Here is a 26,297-nt window from a genome sequence, read left to right as displayed (position 1 = left end):
TTGATGACACGCTTGACGTGTGAAAGGATGAAACTTGTGAACGAACAACTTTTTACGACAGAACGATTGATTGCGAATTTTAAGGAATACATCCGTCAGAACGAGGCACATCTGACGAAACGACATGCCTTAAACGCCTATTACAAGACGGTAGCAGGATCGATTTTATCGGACCGGATTGCTAAGAATGCAGATCTCATCGTCCGTATGCGCCATCTGGAAGAGGCGTACCAACACGTTGCACAAGAAGGGCGATGAAACAGGTGAACTTAGCCGATATCCGAAAGCATTACGTAGATTCTGAAGAACGTTTACCTCGTCATGCGGCAGCTGTACTCGTTCCGTTAGTTGAACAGAATGGCGAAGTCTATTTGTTATTTCAAGTACGAGCCAAGACATTACGTTCGCAACCAGGTGAAATCGCTTTTCCGGGTGGTCGGATCGATGGCGGTGAATTACCGAAAGCAGCGGCTGTCCGTGAAACGGTCGAAGAATTAAATGTCAGTGCTTCTGAAATCGAAGTGATTGGAACGCTTGAACCACTTGTGACACCGAACCGGTCGATCATTTACCCGTATCTTGGCATTCTCCATGCGACAGACTTTAATCCTTCTCCGGCCGAAGTCGATCATGTGTTTCTCGTGTCATTAACGGAATTAATGACTTCGAAGCCGATTAAAGGAGATATGGAGTGGCGGATTCGCCCTGGTAAGGAAGTGCCGACCGAACGCATGGCGAATCGAGAAGCCTATCTGGATCGTACGTATACAGTCACGGAGCATTTTTATGAGCACGGGGATTATCTGATTTGGGGATTAACCGCTAAAATCTTGCGCCAGTTCTTGGCTCAATTGACGCGTGACTAGCTTTTTCGGTCGTTATTTTATATGATTAACTGTAATTGAACGTGTCAGGAGATGAGTCAAATGGAAGAAACAGAAGAGTTATTCGATTATATCGTTGGCGATATGGTAAAAACGAAAGAAGGCTGGGTAGCAGAAGTAACGGCTGTATTGACAAATACGGTCGTTGGTGATGTATCCCACACGAAAAACTTTGAGGCACTCGGCTTAGAGTTCGAAAAACAAGTCTTATTAAAGTCAGAGATTGAATTGTTAGAACGTAAAACAAAATAATGTATGAAAGCACACCATATAATTGGTGTGCTTTTTTATGTTCATCCAGTGAACTGAATAATAATGAAATCATACATTCTTTTAATTTTTGAAGAATTGGACAAAATGACTGAAAACATCGAAAAGATACATTTATTACAAAAGAGTAACAAAGACTAATTCGTAACAGAACGGTTACAAAATATAAAAACGTTGATACACAACGATTGAGAGCGTTTTTTGTAAGCGTGTAACCATTTCGTTACTTTTTGACAGATATATTTCAATTTATAGTGTTCGCTTTTCAAACTATTTGTCACCATGATACGTTGTGCGGGTCGTAAAACGGCGAGAAAGGTTGGCATCAACATGAAACGAACATCATTCCTTTTATCCCTTTGTTTAACGGGATTCATATTTATTCTTTTGCCGCATCATGAAGCATCGGCAGCACAAATCGGGATCGGTACGGAGAAGACGATCGTACAAAATCCATTAGAGATGAAACGTCAAGCTGCTCAAGAAAAGCGTGAACAAGCAGAGGCGAAAAAACAAGCGCGTCTAAAAGCCTTGGCTAAGCAAAAAGCAAAAGCAGCACAAGAAGCCAAAAAGGAAGCACAACAGGTAAAGAAACAAAGTCGAACACAAGCAAACGCTGACCGTTCCACAAAACGTAAGGAAACATTTGAGACGACAGCATATACGACGAATCCAGAAAACAATGGAAGCCGTTTGTATAATGGTCGTGCCTTAACGGCATCGGGTTATGACGTCACGAATACGATTACATACGAAGGACGTCGCATCGTTGCTGTCGATCCATCGGTCGTACCGCTTGGAACTAAGGTACATGTAGAAGGTTTCGGCGATGCGATTGCGCTTGATACAGGTGGTGCGATTCGCGGGAAAATCATGGATCTTCTTGTCGGTTCAAAACAAGAAGCTTTAGAATGGGGTCGCCGTCAAGTCACGGTGACGTTCGAATAAGAGACGTATATGGTTAGGCGATGGATAGTTTCCATCGTCTTTTTTGTTTTGATGAAGAATATAATAACGATCTGTTCGATGTTGGATTTAGAAAACAGGGGAAAGAGTGAACGGAATAGGTTTTAGAATGTCTAAGAAAGGGGAATTTTACAAAGATAATAAACCGGGAAACGAGGGATGGTTCGTGATTGAATTCAAGGATGTCGGCAAAACGTATGCAGACGGAACAAAGGCAGTGCAACACGTGAATTTTACGGTTGAACAAGGCGAGATTTTTTGTTTGATTGGCCCTTCAGGATGCGGTAAAACAACGACGATGAAAATGGTCAATCGATTGATTGATCATACGGAAGGACAAATTTGGATCGATGGTGAACCGATCATGTCGATCAATGAACATGAACTCCGTCGGCGAATTGGCTATGTCTTACAACAGATTGCCCTCTTTCCACATATGACGATTGAGGAGAACGTCAGCGTCGTGCCTGAGTTATTGAAGTGGAATAAGGAGAAAGTAGTACAACGGGTCGATGAATTATTTCGGTTGACTGGGTTAAATACCTCACTTAAGAAAAAATATCCAAGTGAACTCTCTGGTGGACAGCAACAACGTGTTGGGGTTATGCGGGCACTCGCAGCAGAACAAGACGTCATCTTGATGGACGAACCATTTTCTGCGCTTGATCCCATTTCACGTGAACAACTACAAAATGATTTGTTGCATCTAAACGAAGAGCTTGGTAAAACAATTTTGTTCGTCACGCACGATATGAACGAAGCGTTGAAACTAGGCAGTCGTATCTGTCTGATGAACGCTGGAGAGATTGCTTTCATCGGTACAAAGGACGAGGTACTAGCAAGTAACGATCCGTTCGTTCAAGAATTCATGCGTCAAGTCAGGGGGAGTGTCGAATGAATGGATTGATCGAAACGTATCAAGACCGGAAGACTGAATTGCTTCAAGCGTTGATCGAACATATCCAATTATCTGTTATCTCCTTGCTCATTGCCTGTGTAATCGCTATTCCGCTTGGGATTTACTTATCACGTAACAAACGTCTGAGTGAGTGGTCGATTGGTGTGACCTCAGTCATCCAAACGATTCCATCACTCGCATTACTCGGTTTGATGATACCACTTGTCGGGATTGGTACAGTACCGTCGATCATTGCACTTGTCTTGTATTCTTTATTACCGATCGTTCGAAACACTTATACAGGGCTTGCCGAAGTCGATCCTTCAATTAAGGAAGCGGCACGCGCATGTGGGATGACTCCGATGCAGAGCCTTTGGAAAGTCGAGCTCCCACTAGCTTTACCTGTCATGATGGCCGGGATTCGGACCGCGATGGTACTGATCATTGGTACAGCGACGATTGCTGCCTTGATTGGTGCTGGAGGATTAGGCTCGATCATTCTCCTCGGGATTGACCGTAACGATAACTATCTATTATTGCTCGGTGCGATTCCGGCAGCACTGCTCGCGCTTTTATTTGATGGCTTATTACGTCAAACGGAAGTAGCGACTCGTAAACGACAAACAGCACGTCTCGTAACGGCAGTTGTCTTAATGGTTGCGATCGTCGTCGCACCTTTTGCCTTCGGTCGTAGTGAACGACCAGATCTCGTCGTCGCTGGAAAACTAGGTGTAGAACCGGAAATTTTAATGAACATGTATAAGATTGTCATTGAAGATGAAACGGATTTGACGGTACAAGTCAAACCGAACTTCGGGAAGACGACCTTCGTCTATAAGGCACTCGAATCAGGTGATATCGATGCGTATCCAGAGTTTACAGGAACAGTTCTCGCTAGTTTGACGAATGAAAAACCGAAGTCGAATGATGCAAAAGAAGTGTATGAACAGGCAAAAGCCGGTCTTGAAAAACAAGATTTAGCCTTGCTACCACCGATGAACTATAACAATACCTATGCTGTAGCTGTTCCAAAGAAATTAGCAGAACGCTACGATTTGAAGACGATCTCTGATTTAAAACAGGTCGCGAATCAGTTGACGGCTGGATTCACGTTAGAATTTAAGGATCGACAGGATGGGTATAAAGGGATTCAAGATAAATATGATGTCAATTTCCAGAAAGTCGTCACGATGGAACCAAAATTGCGCTATAAAGCAATCGAGTCAGGTGAGATCGATGTCATTGATGCCTACTCGACAGATCCGGAGATTGCGAAATACGACATGGTCGTTTTAAAAGACGATCAGCAACTATTCCCTCCATATGAAGGAGCTCCTCTTCTGCGACAAGAGACGATCGAGGAGTATCCAGAAGTAAAACAAGCACTTGAGCAATTGTCAGGTAAAATTTCAGATGAAGAGATGTCAAAAATGAATGAAGCTGTCGCATACGGCGGGAAGACGGCGAATGAGGTCGCCCGTGATTACCTGAAGAAGGAAGGCGTCATTCAATGAAACTTTTACTGATCAGTAACCCGACAGCTGGGACGAACGGCACGGGTTTACTTGGAGAAGTCATCGAACCATTAAGTACATTATTCGATGAAATCGTCATCAAGAATACGAAGCAAGCTGGAGATGCGATGCTATTTGCGGAAGATTCGTCCGCATTTGATGCGGTCGTCGTCATCGGTGGAGATGGAACGGTGTTCGAGACAATCAACGGGATCGCAAAACTGGATGATCGCCCGATACTCGGCATCATTCCTGGAGGGACCTGTAACGACTTCGCTCGAACGCTTGGTTTACCGATGGCTCCTCGGCTTGCTGCAGAAGCGATCGCGATGCAACACGTTGTTCAGGTCGATCTCGGACAAGTCGAAAATAGCTATTTCTTGAATTTCCTTGGTGTCGGTCTTGTCGCAGAGGCATCGATTGGCATCGATACAGAAGAAAAAGCACGCCTCGGGAAGATGGGATATTATCTATCGACGATTCGCTCAAGTCTAGAAGCACAACCCTTCGAATATGAACTGATTTTAGATGAAGGCCGTCACATGACCGGCGAAGCGGTTCTCATTCTTGCAGCAAACGGAGAATCGCTCGGTGGAATCGAGACGAACTTATCAGATGGAGCCTATAATGACGGCAAACTTGATTTAGTGATCGTCGATGAAGTAAACTTGACAACCATTCGAGATGTGATCCTTCAAAAAATTGGTCTTGCCAATGATCCTTCCTTTACACATATCTTGACGAGAGGGTTTCAGTTGAAAACAAAAGACGCAAAAGTCATCGATACAGATGGTGAGAAAGCCATCCATACGCCGGTTACAGTTAAAGTATTGCCAGAGTATCTGCGCATGTATGGAGGCACACAATAATATAAAGTAATGAATGAAAAGAAGGTCGTCATAAAAAACGGCCTTCTTTTTTATCTTTCATTACATATACGCGGTTATGCTTTGACGCTTTAAAGAAAATATTTGATAAAGGATGACTTTCAATAATTCTTTCTGTACAATGAAAAAGTATTTTGAAAAGGAGGTGGAGCACCATGAAAGGAAACGCATGGGCTTCAAAAGTTGGATTTATTTTAGCAGCAGCGGGATCCGCCATTGGTCTGGGGGCCATCTGGAAATTCCCGTACACGACTGGAACGAACGGAGGAGGCGCGTTTTTACTCTTGTTCCTCGTGTTTACCTTATTACTTGGACTGCCCGTTTTAATTGCCGAGTTTTTAATCGGTCGTACGAGTGGAAAAACAGCACTTCAAGCGTTCTCGGCACTTGGTCATAAGAAGTTCACATTTATTGGTGTACTTGGTGTCATCGCTTGTTTCTTGTTGCTCTCTTTCTACAGCGTCATCGGAGGATGGGTCTTGATTTATACCATTCTTGGTTTCACAGGTCGCCTGACGACGATGGACAGTGGTGCGCTTGGTGAATTGTTCGGAACGATTTCCGCCTCACCGTTATATGTCATTTCAGGGCAATTGATTTTCCTCGCTTTGACATGTTGGATCGTCTTACGTGGTGTTCAATCCGGTATTGAAAAAATGAGTAAAATCATGATGCCATTATTATTCGTGTGCTTCATCATCCTTGTCGTTCGATCATTGACACTTGATGGTGCAATGGAAGGTGTTAAATTCTTCATACAGCCTGATTTTTCGGTCCTCAACCGAACTTCTGTCCTGAGTGCGCTTGGCCAAGCGTTCTTCTCCTTATCGCTCGGTGTATCGGCGATGTTGACGTATGCTTCCTACATGAAGGAACGTGGCGAGATTAATCGTTCCGCCGCATGGATCGTCGCGATGAATGTCGCCGTCTCATTATTAGCTGGATTCGCGATTTTCCCAGCTGTTTTTGCTTCGGGTCTTGACCCTGCAGAAGGACCGGCATTGCTTTTCATCGTATTGCCGACTGTTTTCAGTCAGATCCAGTTTGGCTCGGTGTTCTTGACACTGTTCTTCCTTCTATTTGCTTTCGCATCGATCACTTCATCGATCGCTATGCTTGAGGTCGTTGTTGCTTCATTAACGGATCGTAAGGAAAATGCGACATCGCGTGATAAAAAGCGGACGACATGGCTTGCGACACTTGCGATTGCGATCGTCGGAATTCCGTCCGCACTCTCGTTTGGTATGTTGAGTGATGCTCAATTCATGGGAAAAACGTTCTTTGACAGCGTTGATTTCCTTGTTTCGAATATTTTAATGCCGATTGGTGCATTACTGATTTCGATTTTTGCTGGGTACAAGCTCGATCGTACTCTTGTCGAACAGGAACTCGTGACGAGTCCATCCATGAAAAAAATCGTACCTGTGTGGCGTGTGAGTGTTTGTTACTTGAGTCCGATCGCGATTTTGATCATCCTTGTATGGCCATTATTCGGATAATTGATCACTTTTTTAGGGTAGTCGACAAAATTGTCGACTACCTTATTTGTTGTCAAAAGAATCATGCGAAAAAAAGAACGGATAGTTCATTCTTCGGTCTGATGCGATATTTTTAAAAGTATGTTGAAATATAAATACACGAGGCGTAACATTTCGGAAAAACGGGAAACTTTTTGTTAGACGTTACGTAATGTTAAAATAAAGACACGTAAACCTGATAGAAGAATCAGTACGAAGGAAGAGGGGATGACATGAAGTCTTCATGGTGGATATTTGGTTCCATCGGTATGATGTTCGTATTTCTACAATTGGCCGATACGTTCAACTTCTCGGGAATCTTCATCGCTCTTGGTTTGTGGTTCATTTGGAGCGGTTATCGAACAAAACCAGGTCGACGATATCGGACAGAACGGAAATCGACCGAAATCAAGCGGAAAAATGTGAAAAAGAAATTACTACTTGATGACGAAGATGAGTTCGTCGGAAGTGTCATTTTAAAACCGGAACGGGCGACACGCCGCTTTGAAGAGACAGATGATTTAGAACTTCAAGTATTGCAACGGACGATCGAAGAAGGATTCACAAAAATCCAGACGTACGATCAAATCGTTCCCTCGATTCGAGATGGTGAAATCAGAAGTGAGATGCGGATCGTCTCACGGGAAGCACATGTCTTGTTCGAGGAGTTATATGAAAGTCCACGCGACGTCAAAAAAGTTCGGGACTTCTTTACGTTCTATCTGGATTCCTTATTGTCGATTTCAGAAAAATATGCCGATTTGGAACGCCGTGGCGCTCAAGTTCAATTGGATACGAAAAATCAATTGATTTCGAACTTGAAAATGATCGGACAAAAATTAAAGCAACAACAAACCTTGTTGCTTGAAGGGGATACCGTTGATTTAGAACGGGAACTCTTGACGATTGAAAAGGTGTTGACGCAAGAGACTGAACAACGAAAACAGGAGGAGAGTTACCGACATGACCCATTCTGATAAAGATACATGGCAACAATGGCCTGATGAGCAAGATCAACCGACAATTTCTGATCCATCGGTCGACTTAAACGTAGCGGAGACACCGCCCAAAATGCCGGCTCGCCCTGTCGAAGAAATGATTCCTTCGGATGTTCCGGCAGAACAACGACAAAAGATTGAACGTCTACTGCAGGTGATCGATCTACAAAAAACGGATGCCGTCATGCAATTCGGGGCGCCTGTCCAGCGTGAACTATCCCAATTCTCTGATCAAGTCTTAAGTGAAGTGAAGATGAAGGACGGCGGGGAAGCAGGGAAATTGCTGAGTGACTTAATGCAGCGTGTCCGCCAAATGGATCCAGATACACTTCAAGAAAAAAAGAGCTTCTGGTCGAACGTGCCGGTCATCGGTCGGGCGAAGAAAAAAGCGGAAACGTATTTCTTACAATACGAGAAAATGAGCGCTTATCTCGAAGAAGTCGTACACAATCTTGATCGATCAAAATTTGGATTGATGAAGGACATCACGTTACTCGATCAAATGTATCAAAAGAACAAGCGTTATTTTGAAGAATTAAACGTTTATATTGCGGCTGGCGAGACGAAAATCGCTCACGTTCGTCAACATGAAATCGAACCGCTACGAACGGAAGTCGAGGTATCGCGGGATCAAACAAAGCTACAGGAATTGAATGACTTGATTCAATTGACGGATCGTTTTGAAAAGAAAATCCATGATTTAAAATTATCCCGAACGATTAGCTTGCAGATGGCACCGCAAATTCGTGTCATTCAACAAAATAACCAAATTCTAGCGGAAAAAATTGAATCAGCAGTCGTCAATACGATTCCACTTTGGAAGAACCAAGTTGTCCTATCTTTGAGTCTGTCGCGTCAAAAAGCAGCGCTTGAAATGCAGAAGGATGTCACCAATACGACGAACCAGTTACTTGAGCAAAATTCGAAGTTGCTGAAGGAATCGTCAATTGAAATTGCGGAAGAAAACGAAAAAGGCATCGTATCCGTTGAATCGTTAAAAGTGGCGCACCAAAACTTGATCGAGACACTGGATGAGACATTACGTATCCAACAAGAAGGAAAACAAAAGCGCCGCGACGCAGAGCATGAACTAGAGCGAATGGAGAATGAATTGAAACAAAAAGTCATCGAAGTCGCCTCAAAAAGCAGAGAATTACCGAATCGACCATACTAAGGAACACGACATTTCGTGTTCCTTTCCTTCATGAAAGGAGAGTTTGAATGAATAATGAAGAGAAGCAGTTGAAATGGGATACGACATGGTTATTATTCGCACGGATGATGGCAGACCGTCATTCAAAATGTGCCTCAAAATCCGTTGCCTGTGTCATCGTCAAGGATGAAAAGCCGATTTCAATTGGAATAAACGGAACACCTAGTCAGCATGTGAATTGCAACGAAATTTACTTAAAGCAAAATGGTATTCTCTATACATCACGACCTGACCACCCGATTGTTGAAGAATTGGTTGAACGAAACGGGATTCTCTTTTATCGGTGCGAAAATCAGGAAGAACACCATGAATGGTCAAAGCAACACGAGATTCATGCTGAAATCAACGCGCTCGGTAAGCTAGCAGCCGATTCGACGAGCGCTCGTCATGCAACAGCTTATGTAACACATAGTCCGTGTCATGCGTGTAGTTTAGCGCTCATCGCTTCTAAAATCGATCGTGTCGTTTATTCGACAGGTTATGAATATGGGGACGGATTGAATCTCATGCGACAAAGTGGAATCGAAGTCATCCACTTGCCACTCGCAAACGAATATTTTCTTGAAAAAATTTAACGAAAAAGGGTTGTAAACGCTTCCATTGCATTGTATGATGAAATCAAGCATTGCCATGGTAATTATTCACTCTTCCATTCGGACTGATTTTCAATCGAAAATCGGTCCACTTTTTTTTAGAAAAGAATTGACAGACCTTGAATAGTTTGGCATGATGACTATAGAATATGACGAAGCGGAACGCCGCATTTTCATACAAAACCAATCAAGGAGCTGGAATGCCAGGTCGTTGAATGAAAAATCCTGACTCACATGAGTCAGGATTTTTTTATGGATGAACAAGTGTCGCTTCCTTGAGGCGTTTAGCACGGATTGCACATTTTGTGGCAACCGCACCTGAAAGGATCGTCATGAATCGCTGACAGAGGATGTCTGGTTGCGATTGATGTAAGAATAGTTGATGTAATAGTCGGTTGAAGGCGGCGTCTAGCGAAGATAAGTGCCGTTTGATTGCAGTGGGAGACATATCTTGAATTTCCTCTGCTTGATAGCCGGCATCACTTTGGAAAGCAGAGAGGATGAGAAGCTCTGTTTGCGCATCAGCCAACGTTAGCCCTTGTTCTTGGACATAATGACAAGCCTCACGCAATTCATGAATCAACAAATGTTCCAAAGCATACGACGTATGCATTTGATATGGATCGTACAACTGGACAGCTTGCCGAATTTGATCGCGGGTCACGATTTCGGATACCGTCCATTGATCGAGTGTGCCAACAGCTTCACTGTATAGTTGAGTAAGTGGTCGAATCATCGTTTCTCCTCCTTAAGCATAAAATGGACTTCCAGTTTCATCATAATTCATTTAGAAAACGCTTACAATATCTGTTTACTAGTAGTCGTGATGAAATCGTGTCTGCTATGATATGAGTGAAGAAAAAGGAGTGAGATGACGTGATTCAATTATTCAAAGCACTTCCGGAAGTGACGATGCCTTCTTATGGAAATGATACTTTTTCCATCCATCAATCGAATCAACCGATTGGACTTTCGATAGAGACGCTTGTTTCGGGTGAACGAATCGAAGAAGTGTTACTCGTTGCCTCGGGTGAAATCCGCACAGGTCAAACCGGACGAGAGTGGCTGCAGTTCACGTTCAATTCGCCCGCTGGATCTTGTAAGGGGAAACAGTGGATCAATCAAGGAACGGCAGAAGAAGCACTTCGTCCATATCTCGAAACACGGATCGTTCGGGTCGAGGCAAAGGTAGAGGAATATCCGCCGCAATCCGGAAACAAGTCATTGACCGTTCAGCGCGTCACTCCGATTCATGACGCCTCACCGACGCAGTTCCTACCACAATTACCAGCAGATGAATCGCTTGAAACGTATCGTGATCAGTTGCTTGGACTAGTCGGTCAACTTGATTCTCCTTACCAAGAAATCGCGCTCTCGATTCTGCGACAGTACTGGGCGGATTTTTCAACACGACCAGCTGCGCTGTTTCATCACCATGCCTATATCGGTGGGTTGCTGAAACATACTGCTTGTATGATGACGATTGGTCGAGGAATTTGTGATAGTGAACAACCATATTTGACGCTACTCAAATGTATTCAAGAAGCAGAAGCCGATCATAAAAATGAACTCTTCCAAGCAGCTGAACGAGAGATACGTCAATTTTCTTGGGATGACAGTTTTGATGCCCTCTATCAAGCGGCAAAAGGGATTGCTCTGTTAGATCAACGACCGAATCCGAATGAGTTGTTGCTCGGTATTTTATTGCACGACATCGGAAAGCTATGGGAGTATACGCATGCGGGTGCATCGACAGATCGTTTTTCAAGACTGTTGCACGTAACAGAAGAAGAGGAAGAACTGGCGGGTATTGCGCTTGATCCGGACGGTGTATTGATGGGTCATATGCCGTATGGTTGTTTTGTTCTCGAACAAACACTTCGAGAAGAAGATATCCGATTACCTCGTGCTGTTTATCACCGTCTCATGCATATGGTATTATCACACCATGGTAAACGCGAGTGGGGATCAAGTGTTACGCCGCAAACGACAGATGCTTGGTATCTTCATGCGATTGATCTACTCGATGCACGAAAAGAAAAATGGCGTCAGCAACAAGGACGCTAAGGAGTGAAATCATGCAAGACAAAATACGTACGACCGTCATTACTGGTTTTTTAGGTGCCGGTAAAACTACGCTACTCAATCATCTCGTTTCTCAACCGACAGAAAAGTTTGCCTTGCTCGTCAATGAAGTAGGTTCTGTTCATATTGATGAAGCATTGATTGAACGAAGTGACGAAGAGATGATCGAATTGACGAATGGTTGCATTTGTTGTTCGATTCGCGGTGATTTACGGGATGCGTTGCTACGAATCGCAAAACGCCGTCGAGATGGGGAGTTATCGTTTGATCGATTATTGATTGAGACGACAGGCGTTGCTGATCCAGGACCGATTCTACAGACATTCTACTTTGAGCCGGCTGTTGAACAGTCCTATCAGATTTCAAGTGTCGTTACGGTCATCGATGCGTATCACTTGGAACGTCAACTGACGTTCCAAGAAAATGTGAAACAAATCGGCTTTGCTGACGTCCTGATCTTGAATAAAATGGATTTGATTGACGAGTCAAAGCGCGAAACGTTGTCCGCTTTACTTCGCGAACGAAATCCTTCTGCAGCTATCATTGAAACGGAACAGGCTCAACTTGAATCGGACCGACTGTTTGAAACGTTCCATTTTCCAAAAGAAGAGCAAGTACGACTCAGTCAACAAACGGATCAGATTCATCAATCGGTTGAGGATTTCACGGCATTGACGATTGTCGAGGAACGACCCTTGAACCGAAATCGATTTGGAATGGTCCTACGTGAGGTGTTAGAAGCGTATGCGGAAGATCTCTATCGCTATAAAGGAATCATTCATTTTGCAGATACGGATCGAAAGGTTATTTTACAAGGTACTGGCATGATTTATGGCACAGCAATCAGAGAACCATTTAGCGAACAACCAAAGACGACGCTCGTCTTCATTGGGAAAGGGCTGGATGAACAAGCGATACGAAAAGGAATCGAGGCGGCAATTGAACATGGTTGAACTTTATTTTGACGGTACGGTCCGTCCTTCAAATGATGAAGCGGCGGTTGGGCTGTTTAGTAAAAATTCCGAGGGCGAAGTCACGGAAAAAATGTATCAAATTCAAGCGATCAATAATCATGAAGCAGAATTTATTGCTTTTGCGACAGCCGTCGAGTGGGCGCACGAACTGATTGCACAAGGCGAGAGCGTCATTTCGTTTCGGACGGATTCAGAAGCCGTTGCACTCGCAGTCGAACGCGAATTCGTCAAGAACAAACGAACGCAGACGATTTTTGATCCTGCCTTTGCGCGTTATCAACTCTTACCACTCGCTTTCGTGAAGTGGATTCCACGGTCGGAGAACAAAGCAGATCGTGTCGCACGAGAGGCGTTACGATTATACGAAGCATGATTGACGACAAACACCCCTATCCTCACGGTAGGGGTGTTTGTTCATGTTCGATGCGCTCGATCAGAATTTGGTCGACGCGTCGTCCGTCTAAATCAACGACTTCAAACCGGTACGGTCCAATTTCGACAGTACTCCCACGGGAGGGGACATCACCTAACGTATATAGAATCAAACCAGCAACCGTATGATAGGCGTTCAACTGTTCACCGGGTAAGTCTTCTGTATAACCGAGCGTCCGCTTTAAATCATCGATGTGCAATAGACCATCCGCTAGGAAGGAGCCATCCTTTCGCATGACGAGTTCCGGTTCTTCCTCAACGCTTGAAATTTCGCCAACGAATGCTTCGAGGATGTCGAATAAGGTGATCATGCCGAGGAAACCACCGTATTCATCGAGAACAAATGCGATTGATACCGTCTCTTTGCGCATCCGTTCAAGCAAGACGGTTGCTTTTAATTGACGGGGAACGATCAGCGGTGATTGAATCAGCCGTTCAAGTTCTTGAACAGGTCGTTCCGTTGATAGCACCTCTTTCGCATCGATGAAACCGACGAAGTGATCCAAGTCACCATGACCAACCGGTAAGTTTCGATGTCGCGCTTGCCGGAGCTCTTGTAAGATCGTATCGGAGTCATCCGCTAAGTCAATCCATTCGGTAACGGTACGCGGCTCCATCAGTTCGTACGCGTACAAATCATGAAAATCAAACACACGAGAGACTTGCTCCGCTTCAGACCGATTGAAGGTTCCCTCTTGCGTACCACGAATCAGTAATTGCCGAACTTCGTCTTCCGTCTCGTCTTCTGTTTGCAGGCGATCCAGACCAATCAAACGGAAGATGGAACTCGTCGACTTACTTAGAACCCAAATGAATGGTCGAAGCACAATCGAGAAAAAACGCATCGGTGGGGCAAGCCACATCGTGACCCGTTCTGGACTGACAAGGGCGACACGCTTAGGAACGAGTTCACCGATGACGAGTGAAATATAGGTGATGATCGTTACGACTAGAATATAGCCGATCGTACTGGCATAAGGGGCGAGCCACGCGAATTGAGCAAGCCACTTGATGACCGGTCCTGAGAGAGCGGCACCACCAAAGGCACCATTGACGATGCCGATTAACGTGATGCCGACTTGAACAGTCGATAACAGATCGGTTGGTCGATCAAGTAACTCTAACGCAACATGGGCTGACTTTTTGCCATCATTCGCTGCTTTCTCTAATTTCGACCGTTTTGAGGAAAGTAAAGCGAGTTCGGTCATCGCAAAAATACCGTTTGCTAGAATCAAAAGCAGTACAATCGTTAAGTTAATCAACCACATGAAATCTTCACTCCTTTTTCGATAATAAACTATTCCCCAAAACTGTCTCTCTCATTCCCATTCTGTCTACTTTTGCGTTAAACTAAAAGAGAAATAATCAAAAGGGGGAATTTGTTTATGGAATACCGTGTAGAACGTGACACGATGGGGGAAATTCGTGTACCAGAAGCGCAGGAATGGGGCGCACAAACACAACGTAGTCTAGAAAACTTTAAGATCGGAACGGAAAAAATGCCGATTGAAGTCATTCGTGCCTTTGCAGTCCTGAAAAAAGGAGCGGCGCTTGCGAACCGCGACTTAGGCGTGCTTGAGGCAGAAAAAGCGGGTGTCATCGCTGAAGTATGTGACGAGATCATCGCGGGGAAATTCGATGATGAGTTTCCGCTTGTCGTTTGGCAAACGGGTTCAGGTACACAGTCAAATATGAACGTCAACGAAGTGGTCGCTCGGGTCGCGACACGCAAGTTGAAAGAACAAGGCAGTGAGACGACGATTCATCCGAATGATGACGTCAACAAATCACAAAGTTCAAATGATACATATCCGACAGCGATGCATTTAGCGGCGAAGACAGTCTTGTTGGAATCACTATTCCCAGCAATCGATGCTTTGCATGCGACACTTGACGAAAAAGCGAACGCGTTTGCAGATATCGTCAAGATCGGACGGACACACTTGCAAGATGCTACACCCATCACACTCGGTCAAGAAATCAGCGGTTGGGTCCGGATGCTTGCACTTTCGAAGCAAATGATCGAACGGACGCTTGATCCGTTAACGGAATTAGCAATCGGCGGTACGGCTGTTGGAACGGGCATCAACGCACATCCTGAGTTCGGTGATTTGGCTGCGCAAAAGATGAGTGAAGAAACGGGATATGAATTCACGAGTGCGGAAAACAAATTCCACGCCCTAACAAGCCACGATCAACTCGTCTTTACGCATGGTGCGGTCAAAGCGTTAGCGATGGACGCGATGAAGATCGCAAACGACGTTCGCTGGCTCGCATCAGGTCCACGAGCAGGGATCGGCGAAATCACGATTCCAGAAAATGAGCCGGGAAGCTCAATCATGCCTGGGAAAGTCAATCCGACTCAAAGTGAAGCGTTGACGATGGTCGCTGCGCAAGTCCTTGGAAACGATGCGACGATTGGTTTTGCTGCAAGTCAAGGAAACTTCGAACTAAACGTCTTCAAGCCGGTCATCATGTATAACTTCATACAATCCGTTCGCTTACTGACAGACGCCTTGCATTCGTTCAATGACCACTGTGCGATCGGAATCGAACCAGAACAGTCCGTCATCGCTGAGAACGTCGAACGTTCGTTGATGCTCGTCACTGCACTCAACCCGCACATTGGATATGAGAATGCGGCGAAAATTGCAAAGGCAGCGCATCAATCCGGGTCAACCTTAAAAGAAGCAGCACTTGCGACTGGTCTACTAACAGAAGAACAATATGATCAATGGATCGTACCAGCAGATATGGTCCGTCCGAACTTAAAAGCGTGAGTTGAAAAAGCGGGGGAATTCCCTCGCTTTCTCTTTATCCGAGGACGGTTCTTCGGATGTATGGAAAGAGAGGGAATTGGATGGAACGGAGTCGAAAACGGATAGAAAAACAACTACAACAGACGATCATCATGGTGGAGACGTTACTTCGGATGCCGACCGTGCCACGGACAGAATTGCTCGCATTAGCAAGCTGGCTTGAAGGGCTCGGGAGAGAGGAACTGTTTAAAGGACTTGCCGATCAAGTGAGTCGGGAAAAAGCGACGTGGGAACAAATGAATGCGGTCATCACTCAGCCGATCGTTAAAGAATTACTGCGGCCAATCGTCGATCAGTTGTCTGAACGCTCACGCGCCAATCGGATTCGAAAAGAATTGGTCGTCACTGTGACAAGACGTTTTCTTGAGAATATCAAATGGAAGAAATCGCTCGAACAGGAGCGCTATATGTCACGATTCTTCAGTTCGGTGGAAGACACGTTGTCGATATCACATGATATTGCTATGGATGCTGTCATCATCGACCATGCATCTATCGCGGAATCCTTAGAGTTGACTCAAAAACTGATCAAACAAATGGAGTCAGCATTCGTTCCCGTCATCATCGTAGGTCCGAACCGGTCTGACATTCGTCAAGTCAGCTATGAGATGGGAGCTGATGACTACTGGGATGAGACAGTGACGAATGAAGAACGACATGTTCGTCTAGCGAGACTATTACGAAAATTAAGGGTCGTATCTTCGACGATCTTGGTCGATGAACTGACGGGAGCTTATAACCGGAAATACCTCCAAAGTGCCTATGATCGTCGCGTAGCACGTCTCGAACGTGAACAGCGGACATTTGGGTTAACGATTTTTGATATCGATCATTTTAAGCGGATCAATGATTTACATGGACATCCAACGGGGGATTTGGTCCTCTCCGAACTAGCTACCGTCGTTCAACAAGCCGCTCGTCTCGATGATGAATTCATTCGTTTCGGTGGTGAGGAATTCATCTTATTGTTTTCAGCAGAAACAGTACCGCAAGCAGTTGCGAGTATGAATAAAATTCGCGAGCGTGTCGAGCGCCATATTTTTGCGAACGGATTAAAAGTAACAGTTTCGATTGGTCTGTCTTTTGCTTTTGATCTCCACACATCCCTGGCGCAAGCAACAGCAGAGGCAGATGAAGCTCTGTATCAAGCGAAACGTAACGGCCGTAATCAAGTGGTGTCCTATTCAACAGCGATATCGATCGAAAAAATACCGGTCTATATCCGTGTCGAGCAAGGATTCCTTAAACAGGTACATACGCTTGATATGCCGGATCATCCGAAATACCATATTGAGGTGATTTCGCTAGACGATCAACGGACGTCGCCAATACAATTGGCGATTCTTTCACTCGATCAGTTAGCAAGCGAGAACTTTGTACGATTAGAGGAGTGGAGACAACAACGGGAATCGATCATTGATGCTTTGATCGTGACAAATCAAGAAGACGATCGTTTAGCCAATGCGCTATCATGCGGTGCGACAGACTATATCATGACCTCACAGTTCGATTCTGATATGGAGGAATGGATTGCTGAATGGATTATGCAAATTCCTTAAAAAAACAGCCACATTCGTCCGTCATACGGAGCAATGTGGCTGTTTTTTAGTTACTGATCATATCGACGAATGATGAACGGATAATCGTTTCCCTCGACCGCATCATAATGTGTTTCGGAAGTAATCTGAAATGAAGATGGGATTTCGGGATAATGTACATCTCCAGAAAGAACCGTATCAATTTCAGTGACATACAGGCGGCGAGCAAGAGGAAGCGTTTGAGCAAACAACTCTCCACCACCAATCAAAAAGACTTCTTCTTCTGAATCGACGTATGGTTGTAAAGCAGATAGATCATGCCATACCGTTACACCTTCGGCTGCAAACGTCTGATCGCGCGTAATGACGATGTTCTCTCGACCGGGCAACGGTCGTCCGATAGATTCGAACGTCTTTCGTCCCATGATGATCGGTTTGCCAATCGTCGTACGCTTGAAGTGAGCTAAATCAGCTGGAAGGTGCCAAGGCATCGCATTGTCACGACCGATGACATGATTTTTCGTATACGCTACGATATGTGTGATCATACGGCTACCACACCTTTAATGTGCGGATCAGGATCATAGCCTTCAATGATGATGTCTTCGAAGCGGAAGTCTTCGATACGATCGACTGTTCGAGCGAAGCGCAGCGTCGGTAATTTTTTTGGGGTACGCGTCAACTGAAGATTAACTTGTTCAATATGATTTGAATAGATATGAGCGTCACCGAGCGTATGAACGAAGTCTCCGACTTCAAGTCCACACACATGAGCAATCATATGTGTCAGTAAGGCATAGGATGCAATATTGAATGGTACGCCTAGGAAAACATCAGCTGAACGTTGATACAATTGGCATGATAGTTTTCCGTCAGCGACATAAAATTGGAACAAGAGATGACAGGGCGGTAAAGCCATCTCATCGACTTGTCCAGGATTCCAAGCACTGACGATCAAACGACGAGAATCCGGATTCGTTTTGATCTGTTCAATGACTTGTGCCAGCTGATCGACCGTCGTGCCATCTGGACGTGGAAAAGAGCGCCATTGTGCTCCGTAAACAGGACCTAGATCTCCGTTCTCATCTGCCCATTCGTTCCAAATCCGCACACCATTTTCCTGTAGATAACGAATATTCGTATCACCCGAGATGAACCAAATCAACTCATGGATGATCGACTTCATATGTAACTTTTTCGTCGTAATGAGAGGAAAGCCATCTTGAAGGGAGAAGCGCATTTGGTGACCAAACACGCTGAGCGTCCCCGTTCCCGTCCGGTCTTCCTTTTTTGTTCCGTGTTCCAAAATGTGTTCGCAAAGTGCATGATATTGTTCCATCGGATGACATCTCCTTTTCGAAAAATCCAAATTTCATTGTACCATAAATTAAGATTTTGAGGATGTCGGTAAATGTCTTGCGAATAGATAACGGAATAAGCCAAAGAGCGGAATCACGTCTTGCCACTCTAATGATTGTGCATTCCGAACACGAATGCGCCGGAGCAGATAGACTTGCAGAATGTAGAATAATAACAAATCGACGGTCATCGTTCGAACGAATTGATTGGTCTCAAAGTAGATGCGGAATATACTCCAATCAGATCGAGCAAGAGCAATCCAAAGCAATAATGTCGTCACGACGCTAAGTAAGGCGACGACGGTAGGAATCCACCCGCGACGACGAAAAGGAAGAAACGTTTTCCTTGGAATAGCGAGGGCGACATAAGGCATCAACACGAAGGCACCTAAGAAGAACGATCCAATACTTGCGACGAGCGGTCCGGGGCGCATGAATCGTTTCTCATCTAGAAATAGTAAAAAGAAAGCGAACGGATAAATACCGAGTAAGGCAAATAAACTTAACGCGGATGTATCAAATTGACTTTGGTCGAAACGTAAAAACGAAATCAAGAAACCTTCTGGAAAGACACGATTATTTCCAAATAATAAGATGAAGACAATGGCAATCGCCCAGACAAGGAAGAGCAAATATCGACGATACATTTGTCCACACTCCTTTCTCATACCTTTCTTTCCCATCATCTTGGATGCAGTAAACACTTGGATTTTATATTTCATGATATCAAATATGTTAAGGTTCTTGCTTGAGCACCTCTCATGGACATGTTAAGATGACGTTGTGATAATTGAAAGCGCTTTTACAAATTGATGCAATCGTTTGCTCAATATGTAGCACGATACGTACATAAAAGAGGAGAGTGTTGAGGATGGAACGTAAATGGTGGCATGATAGTGTCGTTTATCAAATTTACCCACGTAGTTATAATGATTCGAATGGGGATGGAATCGGTGACTTGAACGGAATCATCGAAAAGTTGGATTATTTGAAGACACTTGGTATCGACGTCATTTGGCTAAGTCCTGTCTATGATTCACCGAATGACGATAATGGCTATGATATTCGTGATTATGAAGCCATCATGAAGGAATTTGGAACGATGGAAGATTTTGATCGTCTTCTAGATGAGGCACATGCACGAGATATCAAAATCGTCATGGACCTCGTCATCAATCATTCGTCAGATGAACATCAGTGGTTCGTGGAATCGCGTCAAAGCAAGGACAATCCATATCGGGATTATTATATGTGGCGCCCAGCAAATCCAGACGGTTCGCTACCAAACAACTGGGGATCGATTTTCTCTGGACCTGCCTGGGAATATGATGAAACAACGAATGAGTATTATTTACACTTATTCTCGAAGAAGCAGCCTGACTTGAACTGGGAAAATGAACAGATGCGTCACGATTTGTACGGGATGATTCGTCGCTGGTTGGATCGAGGGATTGATGGTTTCCGAATGGACGTCATCAACTTGATTTCGAAGACACCCGGCTTACCAGATACGACGGTCCATCCAGGAGCACTGTATGGAGATGGTGGGGAACATTATATCAATGGACCACGTGTCCATGAATTTTTACACGAGATGAATGAAGCTTCCTTCGGTAAATACGATGTCCTGACAGTCGGTGAGATGCCAGGAGCGACGACGGATGATGCCATTCTTTACACGGATCCGGCACGTAAAGAGGTCAACATGGTCTTTACGTTCGAACATATGGATCTTGATTCAGGTCCGAATGGGAAATGGGACGTCATTCCGTTCGATTTACTCAAACTCAAGCAAAACTTTACCAAATGGCAGACGGCCTTACATGAGACGGGCTGGAACTCACTCTATTGGAATAACCACGATCAACCACGCGTCGTCAGTCGATTCGGAAATGACACGACGTACCGCGTCGAGTCAGCTAAAATGCTTGCTACATTGTTGCATTTGTTAAAAGGGACGCCATATATCTATCAAGGCGAGGAAATCGGCATGACGAACGTCGCTTTTGAAGACATCGCGGACTATGAAGATATCGAAATTCGGAACATGTGGAAAGAACGTACGGAACAAGGAGCATCACCGGCTGAACTACTACGTTCCATCCATGTCAAAGGACGTGACAATGCGCGGACACCGATGCAGTGGGATGCGTCGGAGAACGCTGGTTTCTCAACGGGAACACCATGGTTGAAGGTCAATCCGAACTATCCGGAAATTAACGTCGAACAGGCGCTTGCAGATGAGCAATCCATCTTTTATTACTATCAACAGTTGATTCGTCTACGACATGACCATGAGCTCGTCGTCTATGGTCGCTATGAACTCTTACTCGAAGATCATCCAAAAGTATACGCCTACTCACGAACGCTTGAAGGGGAGACCTGGTATGTCTACTGTTCGTTTGCGGATCATGATGTGAATATTCCGTCTACGCATGATACGTCAGATCGGGTCATTGGAAACTATGATGGGTCCGTTGTTACCGACGAACTCACACTTCGACCTTATGAGGCCGTCGTCTTCCGTACGTTTGACGCATAAATTGTTTCGATAAAAAATGGCATTGCCCTTACATATGTAGGGGCAATGCCATTTTAATCATTAAGACGGGAACGTTCTGATTTCGCGATCTGTTTCACTTGTGAAATGATTTTTTCACGATCAGTTGTTGTCGAATTGAGATGGATACCGTACAACCGCCCAGGACCGGAAGGCTTCTCATGCAATAAAAACCCTTCGATGCATAGTGGCACTTGTCCTTCAATCAATGAGAATTCAACGACGATTTTCATTGATTTGAGGAGTGGAAGTTTTAGTTCTGTGCTGATTGCTAGTCCGTTCGGTGAGATATTATGAATCTTCATCAACCCTTTCGGTGTACGCTGTTCATCTTTGAGCAAGTAAAATTCACCAATTATAGGAGTCTTCAGCGTATATCGAAACGGTTCATTGCGTTTGATTTTCATGTAGGCACCTCCACTCCCATTATCCGACAATTTCGTCAAGGCTTCTAGTTTTTTTTAGGTCATGCAGCAGCGTCTGTCGATTGTTTCGTTGGGTGGATACGTTTTGCTAAATACATGAATGGTGTCGCGAACCAAGCGACGACGAATTTCGCAAGATACGTCGTAATGAAGATTTGCCACCAGATGGAGAAGGGCATATCGTGAAAGGCAATCGCACAAAACGTCAACGTATCAAGCAATTGACTTAATACGGTTGACCCTGTCGTCCGTAACCAAAGCTTACGTTCGCCTGTCTTCTGACGGATCTTTGAATAGATAAAGACATCGAATAGTTGCGAGACGAGATAAGCGGCAAGACTACCAACAGCAATCCATGGTAAGAGTCCAAACAATAAATGCAAGGAATCGGATGTTTCGAGTGCAGCCTTATCAGCAAGTGGTGTATACAAGAGACTGAACTGCATGAGAACGGTCGTCGTGATCAGGGAGAAGAACCCCATATAGACGCCTTTACGAGCGACCTGTTTTCCGTATTTTTCATTGAGGATATCTGTCGCTAGATAACAACTGCCATACACGACGTTCCCTAACGTGAAGACGAAACCAAAAATATCGACGGTTTGTGTAACTTGGATGTTTGCAATGATTGTTGCGATGGCAATCCACATCAACAATCCTGTCTTACCAAATAAATAATAACTGAAAATCAATAATCCCATCGTTAAGAAAATGGAAGGGATCCATAACCATTCGTTCATGAGATGTACTCCTTTCTGTTCATACAAATGAAAATTGTACGCTGAAATCGATCAACTGTCAAAGGTGATGAAGCGATGAGGGCATTAAAAAAGACCATGAGTTTCATGGTCTTTCGGACGGTCTTTAGCCCATTCGTTGCAGCGAGTATCGACGACGTCTTCCTTTGACGTAATAGTTCTCTGTCGATGTAAAATCATTCGCTTCTAAAATGCGTTTTGCAAACGAAGCGTGCGGTGATTGTTCAAGGACACGCGCACGTACTTCGTGACGATCTAGTACCCCAGAATACGTTAATGCTTCAGCAACTGCTTGAGTAGCTAGACCCCGACGCGTATAGGGATCAAACACCATGAAGTCGAGTTGGAAGTAGTGACCCATTTTTAAGAGCAAAACCCGCCCCACGATCGTATCCGCTTCAACGATATCAAAGTAATAATCTTCAGGATAACTGTGCTCGACGGAATCAAAAGCCCGCTCTTCTCCAAGCTCATGGTCATACCCTTTGATTTCTTGCGGAGTCAGTCCATATGCTTGCTCGCCATACTTCAAGAAATGATCGTACTCAGCTTGATCGACATGACGTAATGTTCGACGTCTCAATTCCATCACAAAATCCTCCCTCATCCCAATTGATGCTTCGTTTACATTATAGCGATACCCTCCGTGCAATTGCAAAAATTAACTGGAATCGATTCGCAGGAAGAAATCTAAAAAAAGTCATTCTGTAATCATCTTGTGATTGTTTTAATTACCTCGGAATATGGTAAAGTAATGATGTAGACAACTGCATACTGGAAGGGGCTGGAAAACGTGTTCACAGAACGTGACGGAATCAAATTGCGTCTAGAGCAAATCGAACGATTGTATTCGGACTTGAATCGTGAAGCGAAACAATTGACGGAACGCTTACGCCAATTAGATGAACAAGGGGATGAAGTTCAACATGATCTTTCCCTTAATAAAGAAGACCGCGATCATTTGAAGTCAAGCATCGATGAGACGCTTCAGGCACTCATGAAGCGGACGACGGTCGATGCAAAAGTCGAACAGGAAAAGCAAGAAGACCTGATTTCGAAAAAAGCATTGATTGAAGATATCGAAGGATTATTGAAGAAAAAGAAATGAGCTAGCTCCGGCTAGCTTATTTTTTTATGGAGGAACACATTATGAAACCAACCATTGGACTGACGACATGTCTTCGTCCGACTGACGATGTGCATCATCGTGTGAAACAGTTGTTAGCGGATGAAACGATACATTTTATCTACGTCGTGCGTCAGAAAAAAAGCATAGAACACTTGCAACAGGAGACAGGATTACCGGTGCTTGTCGTCGATAAACAACGGCTTGATTTATATCCACTAGGCGAGGCGATATCGTTCTTTTTCCATCCTTCGAGTGCGGTGTTTCGCATCAAACAAATTGATGCAGGAGGAGGCGATCCTCTCGTTGCGATCGGACGCTTATCGGAAGGGATGCGTGTGCTTGACTGCACACTTGGTCTTGGAGCAGATGCCATCGTCATGAGTCATGCCATCGGAGAGCGAGGGCGGATCACCGGCTTAGAAAGCCGCGTTGAGACAGCGTTTGTCGTCAAGAACGGATTAAAACGGTGGGAAGAATCCTACGAACCGATCAATCAAGCGATGCGACGAATTGAAGTGAAAGTCAAACACCATCTCGCTTATTTGAAAGAATGTCCGGATAATTCCTTTGATGTCATCTACTTTGATCCCATGTTCGAACAGACTGTCGAAGAATCGACACATCTCGACGCTTTACGAACGCTTGCGAACTATGAAGCCTTATCCGAGGAAGCGATGGTGGAGGCGAAGCGTGTGGCACGTCAGCGCATCGTGTTAAAAGCACATTATGAGAGTCCCTTGTTTGGACGGTTTGGGTTCGAACGAACAAAGCGGAAGACGTCGAAGTTGCATTATGGCGTGATTGAACTGTAGATCAAAAAAAGACCTCTGCCAATCATACGGCAGAGGTCTTACTTGCTATTCGCTGATTATTGAACTGCGTCTTTTAATTCGTCTTCCATCTCTTCAAACGTTTCCTGAACGGCATTGACCGGTTGTTTCGTCATCAAGCTGACAACGACCGTAAAGATCAAGCTTGTGAAGAATCCAGGTACCATTTCATAAAGCGTCGTACTAAGTCCAAGTTGAACCCAGATGATGACAGTCAAGGCACCTGAGATAATACCAGCTAGTGCGCCTTGTTTCGTCATCCGTTTCCAGTAGAGAGAAAGCAAGATGATCGGACCAAAGGCAGAACCGAATCCAGCCCATGCATAACCGACAAGTGCAAGAATCGTCGCTGATGGGTTCCACGCGAGAATACTTGCGATGACGGCAACGACAAGAACGGCGATTCGACCTGTCAGGACGAGTTCTTTATCCGATGCGTCTTTTTTCAAGAACGTTTTATAAAAGTCTTCTGTCAACGCACTCGAAGTAACGAGCAATTGTGATGAAATCGTCGACATGATTGCTGCAAGAATCGCAGCCATTAGGAATCCTGTGATATACGGGTGGAATAGTACATCCGAGAAACGGATGAAGACTGTTTCCGGGTCACCGAGTCCATTGCCTTGTCCTTCAAAATAAGCAATTCCGACAAGTCCTGTCATCATGGCACCGATGATTGAGACGAACATCCAGCCGATCCCGATACGACGGGCACTTTTTAAATCTTTAACAGAACGAATCGCCATAAAGCGGACGATGATATGGGGTTGACCGAAGTAACCAAGTCCCCAAGCAAGGAATCCGATGATTCCAAGAACTGTTGTTCCTTTAAGTGGATCAAACAACGAAGGGTCTAATTTTTCAGCGTAGTTGTATGCACCATCGACTCCGCCGACGTCTGTCAATGCGACGATCGGTACAAGAACGAGTGCGATGAACATGATACAGCCCTGGACGAAATCGGTCCAACTAACTGCGAGAAAACCGCCGAAAAGTGTGTAGGCGATTACGACCGCAATCGTCAAGAGCATACCATAGTGGTAATCAAATCCAAATGAGCTGACGAACAATTTTCCGCCAGATACGATTCCGGCTGATGTGTAGAACGTAAAGAAGATGATGATAACGAGTGCTGATACGGTACGAAGCACGCGTGATTTGTCTTCAAAACGATTCTCTAAGAAATCAGGGATCGTAATTGAGTCGTTTGCCATTTCTGTATAGAGACGGAAACGTGGTGCGAGTACGATGTAGTTTACGTAACATCCAATCAATAAACCGAGTGCGAGCCAAAGGGCTGATACACCTGTTGCATACATGGCGCCGGGAAGTCCCATGAGCATCCATCCACTCATATCCGATGCACCAGCAGAGAGTGCTGTGACACCTGGACCGAGATCGCGTCCGCCTAACATGTAATCTTCTGTATTCGTCGTTCGCTTGTAGGCAAAATAACCGATTGCCAACATGAGAACAAGATACAGGATAATCGAAATCCATTCTTGCGTCATAAAGTTAAATCCTCCAAATGCAATAGTTTTTTCAGCGATCAAGCATGTATTGACTTGTTCGCCAAATGATATGTTCCCCACCTTACAGGGGATAAAACGACTTTGCAAGTCACTTCATTTTCATGAAAAGTGCCGCCA

Annotated in this window: 28 protein-coding genes; 19 read left to right on the top strand and 9 right to left on the bottom strand. The window is 44.7% G+C overall.

The features are described from left to right. Positions 1-36 precede the first annotated feature (36 nt). From yvfG to B3G15_RS08160, 11 genes are all read left to right on the top strand, one after another. Positions 37-258 carry a protein YvfG gene (gene yvfG, locus B3G15_RS08210; protein WP_023468603.1) on the top strand — a complete coding sequence of 74 codons (222 nt, stop codon included), beginning with the start codon at positions 37-39 and terminating at the stop codon, positions 256-258. Then, on the top strand, positions 255-866 hold the full coding sequence (locus B3G15_RS08205; protein WP_133207477.1) for an NUDIX hydrolase: 612 nt from the start codon (positions 255-257) through the stop codon (positions 864-866). Before yvfG ends, B3G15_RS08205 begins: the two co-directional genes overlap by 4 nt. A gap of 60 nt (positions 867-926) precedes the next feature. Further along, a complete protein-coding gene (locus B3G15_RS08200; protein WP_023468601.1) occupies positions 927-1,136 on the top strand; it encodes a hypothetical protein in 210 nt (69 codons plus the stop codon). 348 nt (positions 1,137-1,484) lie between these two features. Then, complete coding sequence (locus tag B3G15_RS08195) at positions 1,485-2,102, top strand: 3D domain-containing protein (RefSeq protein WP_290719867.1); 618 nt, start codon at positions 1,485-1,487, stop codon at positions 2,100-2,102. A gap of 184 nt (positions 2,103-2,286) precedes the next feature. Beyond that, positions 2,287-3,018: an ABC transporter ATP-binding protein gene (locus B3G15_RS08190; RefSeq protein ID WP_035396921.1), complete on the top strand. Its 732-nt coding sequence runs from the start codon at positions 2,287-2,289 to the stop codon at positions 3,016-3,018. Further along, on the top strand, positions 3,015-4,532 hold the full coding sequence (locus tag B3G15_RS08185; RefSeq protein WP_214857887.1) for an ABC transporter permease/substrate-binding protein: 1,518 nt from the start codon (positions 3,015-3,017) through the stop codon (positions 4,530-4,532). Before B3G15_RS08190 ends, B3G15_RS08185 begins: the two co-directional genes overlap by 4 nt. Further along, entirely contained in the window at positions 4,529-5,401 is an 873-nt protein-coding gene (locus B3G15_RS08180; protein WP_290719860.1) for a diacylglycerol/lipid kinase family protein, read from the top strand. Before B3G15_RS08185 ends, B3G15_RS08180 begins: the two co-directional genes overlap by 4 nt. Before the next feature lie 173 nt (positions 5,402-5,574). Then, the gene (locus B3G15_RS08175; protein ID WP_214859856.1) at positions 5,575-6,918 is read left to right on the top strand and encodes a sodium-dependent transporter; all 1,344 of its coding nucleotides are present in this window, start codon (positions 5,575-5,577) and stop codon (positions 6,916-6,918) included. Positions 6,919-7,169: 251 nt separating this feature from the next. After that, on the top strand, positions 7,170-7,913 hold the full coding sequence (locus tag B3G15_RS08170; RefSeq protein WP_050677413.1) for a 5-bromo-4-chloroindolyl phosphate hydrolysis family protein: 744 nt from the start codon (positions 7,170-7,172) through the stop codon (positions 7,911-7,913). Then, a complete protein-coding gene (locus B3G15_RS08165) occupies positions 7,900-9,108 on the top strand; it encodes a toxic anion resistance protein (protein ID WP_023468594.1) in 1,209 nt (402 codons plus the stop codon). The genes B3G15_RS08170 and B3G15_RS08165 overlap by 14 nt, the downstream gene beginning before the upstream one ends. Before the next feature lie 47 nt (positions 9,109-9,155). Then, a complete protein-coding gene (locus B3G15_RS08160; RefSeq protein ID WP_214859858.1) occupies positions 9,156-9,722 on the top strand; it encodes a deoxycytidylate deaminase in 567 nt (188 codons plus the stop codon). Between the two features lie 268 nt (positions 9,723-9,990). Here B3G15_RS08160 and B3G15_RS08155 read toward each other — a convergent pair whose 3' ends face one another. Next, positions 9,991-10,476 (bottom strand): hypothetical protein, encoded by a 486-nt coding sequence (locus B3G15_RS08155; protein WP_064299688.1) that lies wholly within the window; start codon positions 10,474-10,476, stop codon positions 9,991-9,993. Between the two features lie 140 nt (positions 10,477-10,616). On the opposite strand from B3G15_RS08155, the gene B3G15_RS08150 reads away from it, so the two are divergent. Genes B3G15_RS08150 through B3G15_RS08140 form a run of 3 tightly spaced genes read left to right on the top strand, consistent with a single transcriptional unit; the run spans position 10,617 to position 13,172 of the window. After that, positions 10,617-11,807 carry an HD domain-containing protein gene (locus B3G15_RS08150; RefSeq protein ID WP_064299689.1) on the top strand — a complete coding sequence of 397 codons (1,191 nt, stop codon included), beginning with the start codon at positions 10,617-10,619 and terminating at the stop codon, positions 11,805-11,807. A gap of 11 nt (positions 11,808-11,818) precedes the next feature. Next, a complete protein-coding gene (locus B3G15_RS08145) occupies positions 11,819-12,778 on the top strand; it encodes a CobW family GTP-binding protein (RefSeq protein WP_023468590.1) in 960 nt (319 codons plus the stop codon). After that, positions 12,771-13,172 (top strand): reverse transcriptase-like protein, encoded by a 402-nt coding sequence (locus tag B3G15_RS08140; protein WP_214857883.1) that lies wholly within the window; start codon positions 12,771-12,773, stop codon positions 13,170-13,172. The genes B3G15_RS08145 and B3G15_RS08140 overlap by 8 nt, the downstream gene beginning before the upstream one ends. Positions 13,173-13,194: 22 nt before the next feature. Here the strand turns inward: B3G15_RS08140 and B3G15_RS08135 are convergent, their stop codons facing one another. Next, positions 13,195-14,499, bottom strand: a complete 1,305-nt coding sequence (locus B3G15_RS08135) for a hemolysin family protein (RefSeq protein ID WP_055968472.1) — start codon at positions 14,497-14,499, stop codon at positions 13,195-13,197. A 117-nt stretch (positions 14,500-14,616) separates the two neighbouring features. Between B3G15_RS08135 and fumC the strand changes: the two genes are divergently transcribed. Both fumC and B3G15_RS08125 read left to right on the top strand, forming a co-directional pair. Further along, the gene (gene fumC, locus B3G15_RS08130) at positions 14,617-16,011 is read left to right on the top strand and encodes a class II fumarate hydratase (protein WP_290719846.1); all 1,395 of its coding nucleotides are present in this window, start codon (positions 14,617-14,619) and stop codon (positions 16,009-16,011) included. Positions 16,012-16,091: 80 nt separating this feature from the next. Next, positions 16,092-17,609 (top strand): GGDEF domain-containing protein, encoded by a 1,518-nt coding sequence (locus tag B3G15_RS08125; RefSeq protein ID WP_290719844.1) that lies wholly within the window; start codon positions 16,092-16,094, stop codon positions 17,607-17,609. 50 nt (positions 17,610-17,659) lie between these two features. On the opposite strand, the gene B3G15_RS08120 is transcribed toward B3G15_RS08125, so the two are convergent. The 3 genes from B3G15_RS08120 to B3G15_RS08110 are packed head-to-tail and all read right to left on the bottom strand — an operon-like array spanning position 17,660 to position 19,593. After that, positions 17,660-18,136 (bottom strand): dihydrofolate reductase, encoded by a 477-nt coding sequence (locus B3G15_RS08120; RefSeq protein ID WP_064299692.1) that lies wholly within the window; start codon positions 18,134-18,136, stop codon positions 17,660-17,662. Beyond that, entirely contained in the window at positions 18,133-18,927 is a 795-nt protein-coding gene (locus tag B3G15_RS08115; RefSeq protein ID WP_055968468.1) for a thymidylate synthase, read from the bottom strand. The genes B3G15_RS08120 and B3G15_RS08115 overlap by 4 nt, the downstream gene beginning before the upstream one ends. Positions 18,928-18,975: 48 nt before the next feature. After that, positions 18,976-19,593, bottom strand: a complete 618-nt coding sequence (locus B3G15_RS08110; protein ID WP_064299693.1) for a hypothetical protein — start codon at positions 19,591-19,593, stop codon at positions 18,976-18,978. Between the two features lie 224 nt (positions 19,594-19,817). On the opposite strand from B3G15_RS08110, the gene B3G15_RS08105 reads away from it, so the two are divergent. Then, positions 19,818-21,488: a glycoside hydrolase family 13 protein gene (locus B3G15_RS08105; protein ID WP_290719838.1), complete on the top strand. Its 1,671-nt coding sequence runs from the start codon at positions 19,818-19,820 to the stop codon at positions 21,486-21,488. Positions 21,489-21,541: 53 nt separating this feature from the next. On the opposite strand, the gene B3G15_RS08100 is transcribed toward B3G15_RS08105, so the two are convergent. The 3 genes from B3G15_RS08100 to B3G15_RS08090 form a co-directional block, all read right to left on the bottom strand. Continuing rightward, entirely contained in the window at positions 21,542-21,913 is a 372-nt protein-coding gene (locus tag B3G15_RS08100) for a PilZ domain-containing protein (protein WP_290719836.1), read from the bottom strand. Between the two features lie 59 nt (positions 21,914-21,972). Beyond that, entirely contained in the window at positions 21,973-22,671 is a 699-nt protein-coding gene (locus tag B3G15_RS08095) for a queuosine precursor transporter (RefSeq protein WP_029341956.1), read from the bottom strand. Between the two features lie 124 nt (positions 22,672-22,795). After that, the gene (locus B3G15_RS08090; RefSeq protein WP_064299696.1) at positions 22,796-23,278 is read right to left on the bottom strand and encodes a GNAT family N-acetyltransferase; all 483 of its coding nucleotides are present in this window, start codon (positions 23,276-23,278) and stop codon (positions 22,796-22,798) included. 204 nt (positions 23,279-23,482) lie between these two features. Between B3G15_RS08090 and B3G15_RS08085 the strand changes: the two genes are divergently transcribed. Both B3G15_RS08085 and B3G15_RS08080 read left to right on the top strand, forming a co-directional pair. Then, positions 23,483-23,797: a hypothetical protein gene (locus tag B3G15_RS08085; RefSeq protein ID WP_023468579.1), complete on the top strand. Its 315-nt coding sequence runs from the start codon at positions 23,483-23,485 to the stop codon at positions 23,795-23,797. Positions 23,798-23,838: 41 nt separating this feature from the next. Continuing rightward, entirely contained in the window at positions 23,839-24,630 is a 792-nt protein-coding gene (locus tag B3G15_RS08080; RefSeq protein WP_290719831.1) for a class I SAM-dependent methyltransferase, read from the top strand. Between the two features lie 56 nt (positions 24,631-24,686). Here B3G15_RS08080 and putP read toward each other — a convergent pair whose 3' ends face one another. Next, a complete protein-coding gene (gene putP / locus B3G15_RS08075; protein ID WP_214859874.1) occupies positions 24,687-26,159 on the bottom strand; it encodes a sodium/proline symporter PutP in 1,473 nt (490 codons plus the stop codon). Between the last annotated feature and the right edge of the window lie 138 nt (positions 26,160-26,297).

The sequence above is a fragment of the Exiguobacterium sp. UBA1053 genome, from assembly GCF_002316465.1.
GTDB classification, from domain to species: domain Bacteria; phylum Bacillota; class Bacilli; order Exiguobacteriales; family Exiguobacteriaceae; genus Exiguobacterium_A; species Exiguobacterium_A abrahamii.
This window is presented reverse-complemented; position numbering and strand designations above follow the sequence as displayed.

Excerpts from the sequence above, each read along its gene's own strand:
- B3G15_RS08170 (WP_050677413.1), top strand. The coding sequence starts at position 7,170 with ATGAAGTCTTCATGGTGGATATTTGGTTCCATCGGTATGATGTTCGTA.
- B3G15_RS08090 (WP_064299696.1), bottom strand. The coding sequence starts at position 23,278 with ATGGAATTGAGACGTCGAACATTACGTCATGTCGATCAAGCTGAGTAC.
- B3G15_RS08205 (WP_133207477.1), top strand. The coding sequence starts at position 255 with ATGAAACAGGTGAACTTAGCCGATATCCGAAAGCATTACGTAGATTCT.
- B3G15_RS08165 (WP_023468594.1), top strand. The coding sequence starts at position 7,900 with ATGACCCATTCTGATAAAGATACATGGCAACAATGGCCTGATGAGCAA.
- B3G15_RS08140 (WP_214857883.1), top strand. The coding sequence starts at position 12,771 with ATGGTTGAACTTTATTTTGACGGTACGGTCCGTCCTTCAAATGATGAA.
- B3G15_RS08135 (WP_055968472.1), bottom strand. The coding sequence starts at position 14,499 with ATGTGGTTGATTAACTTAACGATTGTACTGCTTTTGATTCTAGCAAAC.
- B3G15_RS08115 (WP_055968468.1), bottom strand. The coding sequence starts at position 18,927 with ATGGAACAATATCATGCACTTTGCGAACACATTTTGGAACACGGAACA.
- B3G15_RS08155 (WP_064299688.1), bottom strand. The coding sequence starts at position 10,476 with ATGATTCGACCACTTACTCAACTATACAGTGAAGCTGTTGGCACACTC.
- B3G15_RS08185 (WP_214857887.1), top strand. The coding sequence starts at position 3,015 with ATGAATGGATTGATCGAAACGTATCAAGACCGGAAGACTGAATTGCTT.
- B3G15_RS08175 (WP_214859856.1), top strand. The coding sequence starts at position 5,575 with ATGAAAGGAAACGCATGGGCTTCAAAAGTTGGATTTATTTTAGCAGCA.
- B3G15_RS08160 (WP_214859858.1), top strand. The coding sequence starts at position 9,156 with ATGAATAATGAAGAGAAGCAGTTGAAATGGGATACGACATGGTTATTA.
- B3G15_RS08120 (WP_064299692.1), bottom strand. The coding sequence starts at position 18,136 with ATGATCACACATATCGTAGCGTATACGAAAAATCATGTCATCGGTCGT.
- B3G15_RS08125 (WP_290719844.1), top strand. The coding sequence starts at position 16,092 with ATGGAACGGAGTCGAAAACGGATAGAAAAACAACTACAACAGACGATC.
- B3G15_RS08195 (WP_290719867.1), top strand. The coding sequence starts at position 1,485 with ATGAAACGAACATCATTCCTTTTATCCCTTTGTTTAACGGGATTCATA.
- B3G15_RS08110 (WP_064299693.1), bottom strand. The coding sequence starts at position 19,593 with ATGTATCGTCGATATTTGCTCTTCCTTGTCTGGGCGATTGCCATTGTC.
- B3G15_RS08145 (WP_023468590.1), top strand. The coding sequence starts at position 11,819 with ATGCAAGACAAAATACGTACGACCGTCATTACTGGTTTTTTAGGTGCC.
- B3G15_RS08180 (WP_290719860.1), top strand. The coding sequence starts at position 4,529 with ATGAAACTTTTACTGATCAGTAACCCGACAGCTGGGACGAACGGCACG.
- putP (WP_214859874.1), bottom strand. The coding sequence starts at position 26,159 with ATGACGCAAGAATGGATTTCGATTATCCTGTATCTTGTTCTCATGTTG.
- B3G15_RS08095 (WP_029341956.1), bottom strand. The coding sequence starts at position 22,671 with ATGAACGAATGGTTATGGATCCCTTCCATTTTCTTAACGATGGGATTA.
- B3G15_RS08100 (WP_290719836.1), bottom strand. The coding sequence starts at position 21,913 with ATGAAAATCAAACGCAATGAACCGTTTCGATATACGCTGAAGACTCCT.
- B3G15_RS08080 (WP_290719831.1), top strand. The coding sequence starts at position 23,839 with ATGAAACCAACCATTGGACTGACGACATGTCTTCGTCCGACTGACGAT.
- fumC (WP_290719846.1), top strand. The coding sequence starts at position 14,617 with ATGGAATACCGTGTAGAACGTGACACGATGGGGGAAATTCGTGTACCA.
- B3G15_RS08200 (WP_023468601.1), top strand. The coding sequence starts at position 927 with ATGGAAGAAACAGAAGAGTTATTCGATTATATCGTTGGCGATATGGTA.
- B3G15_RS08105 (WP_290719838.1), top strand. The coding sequence starts at position 19,818 with ATGGAACGTAAATGGTGGCATGATAGTGTCGTTTATCAAATTTACCCA.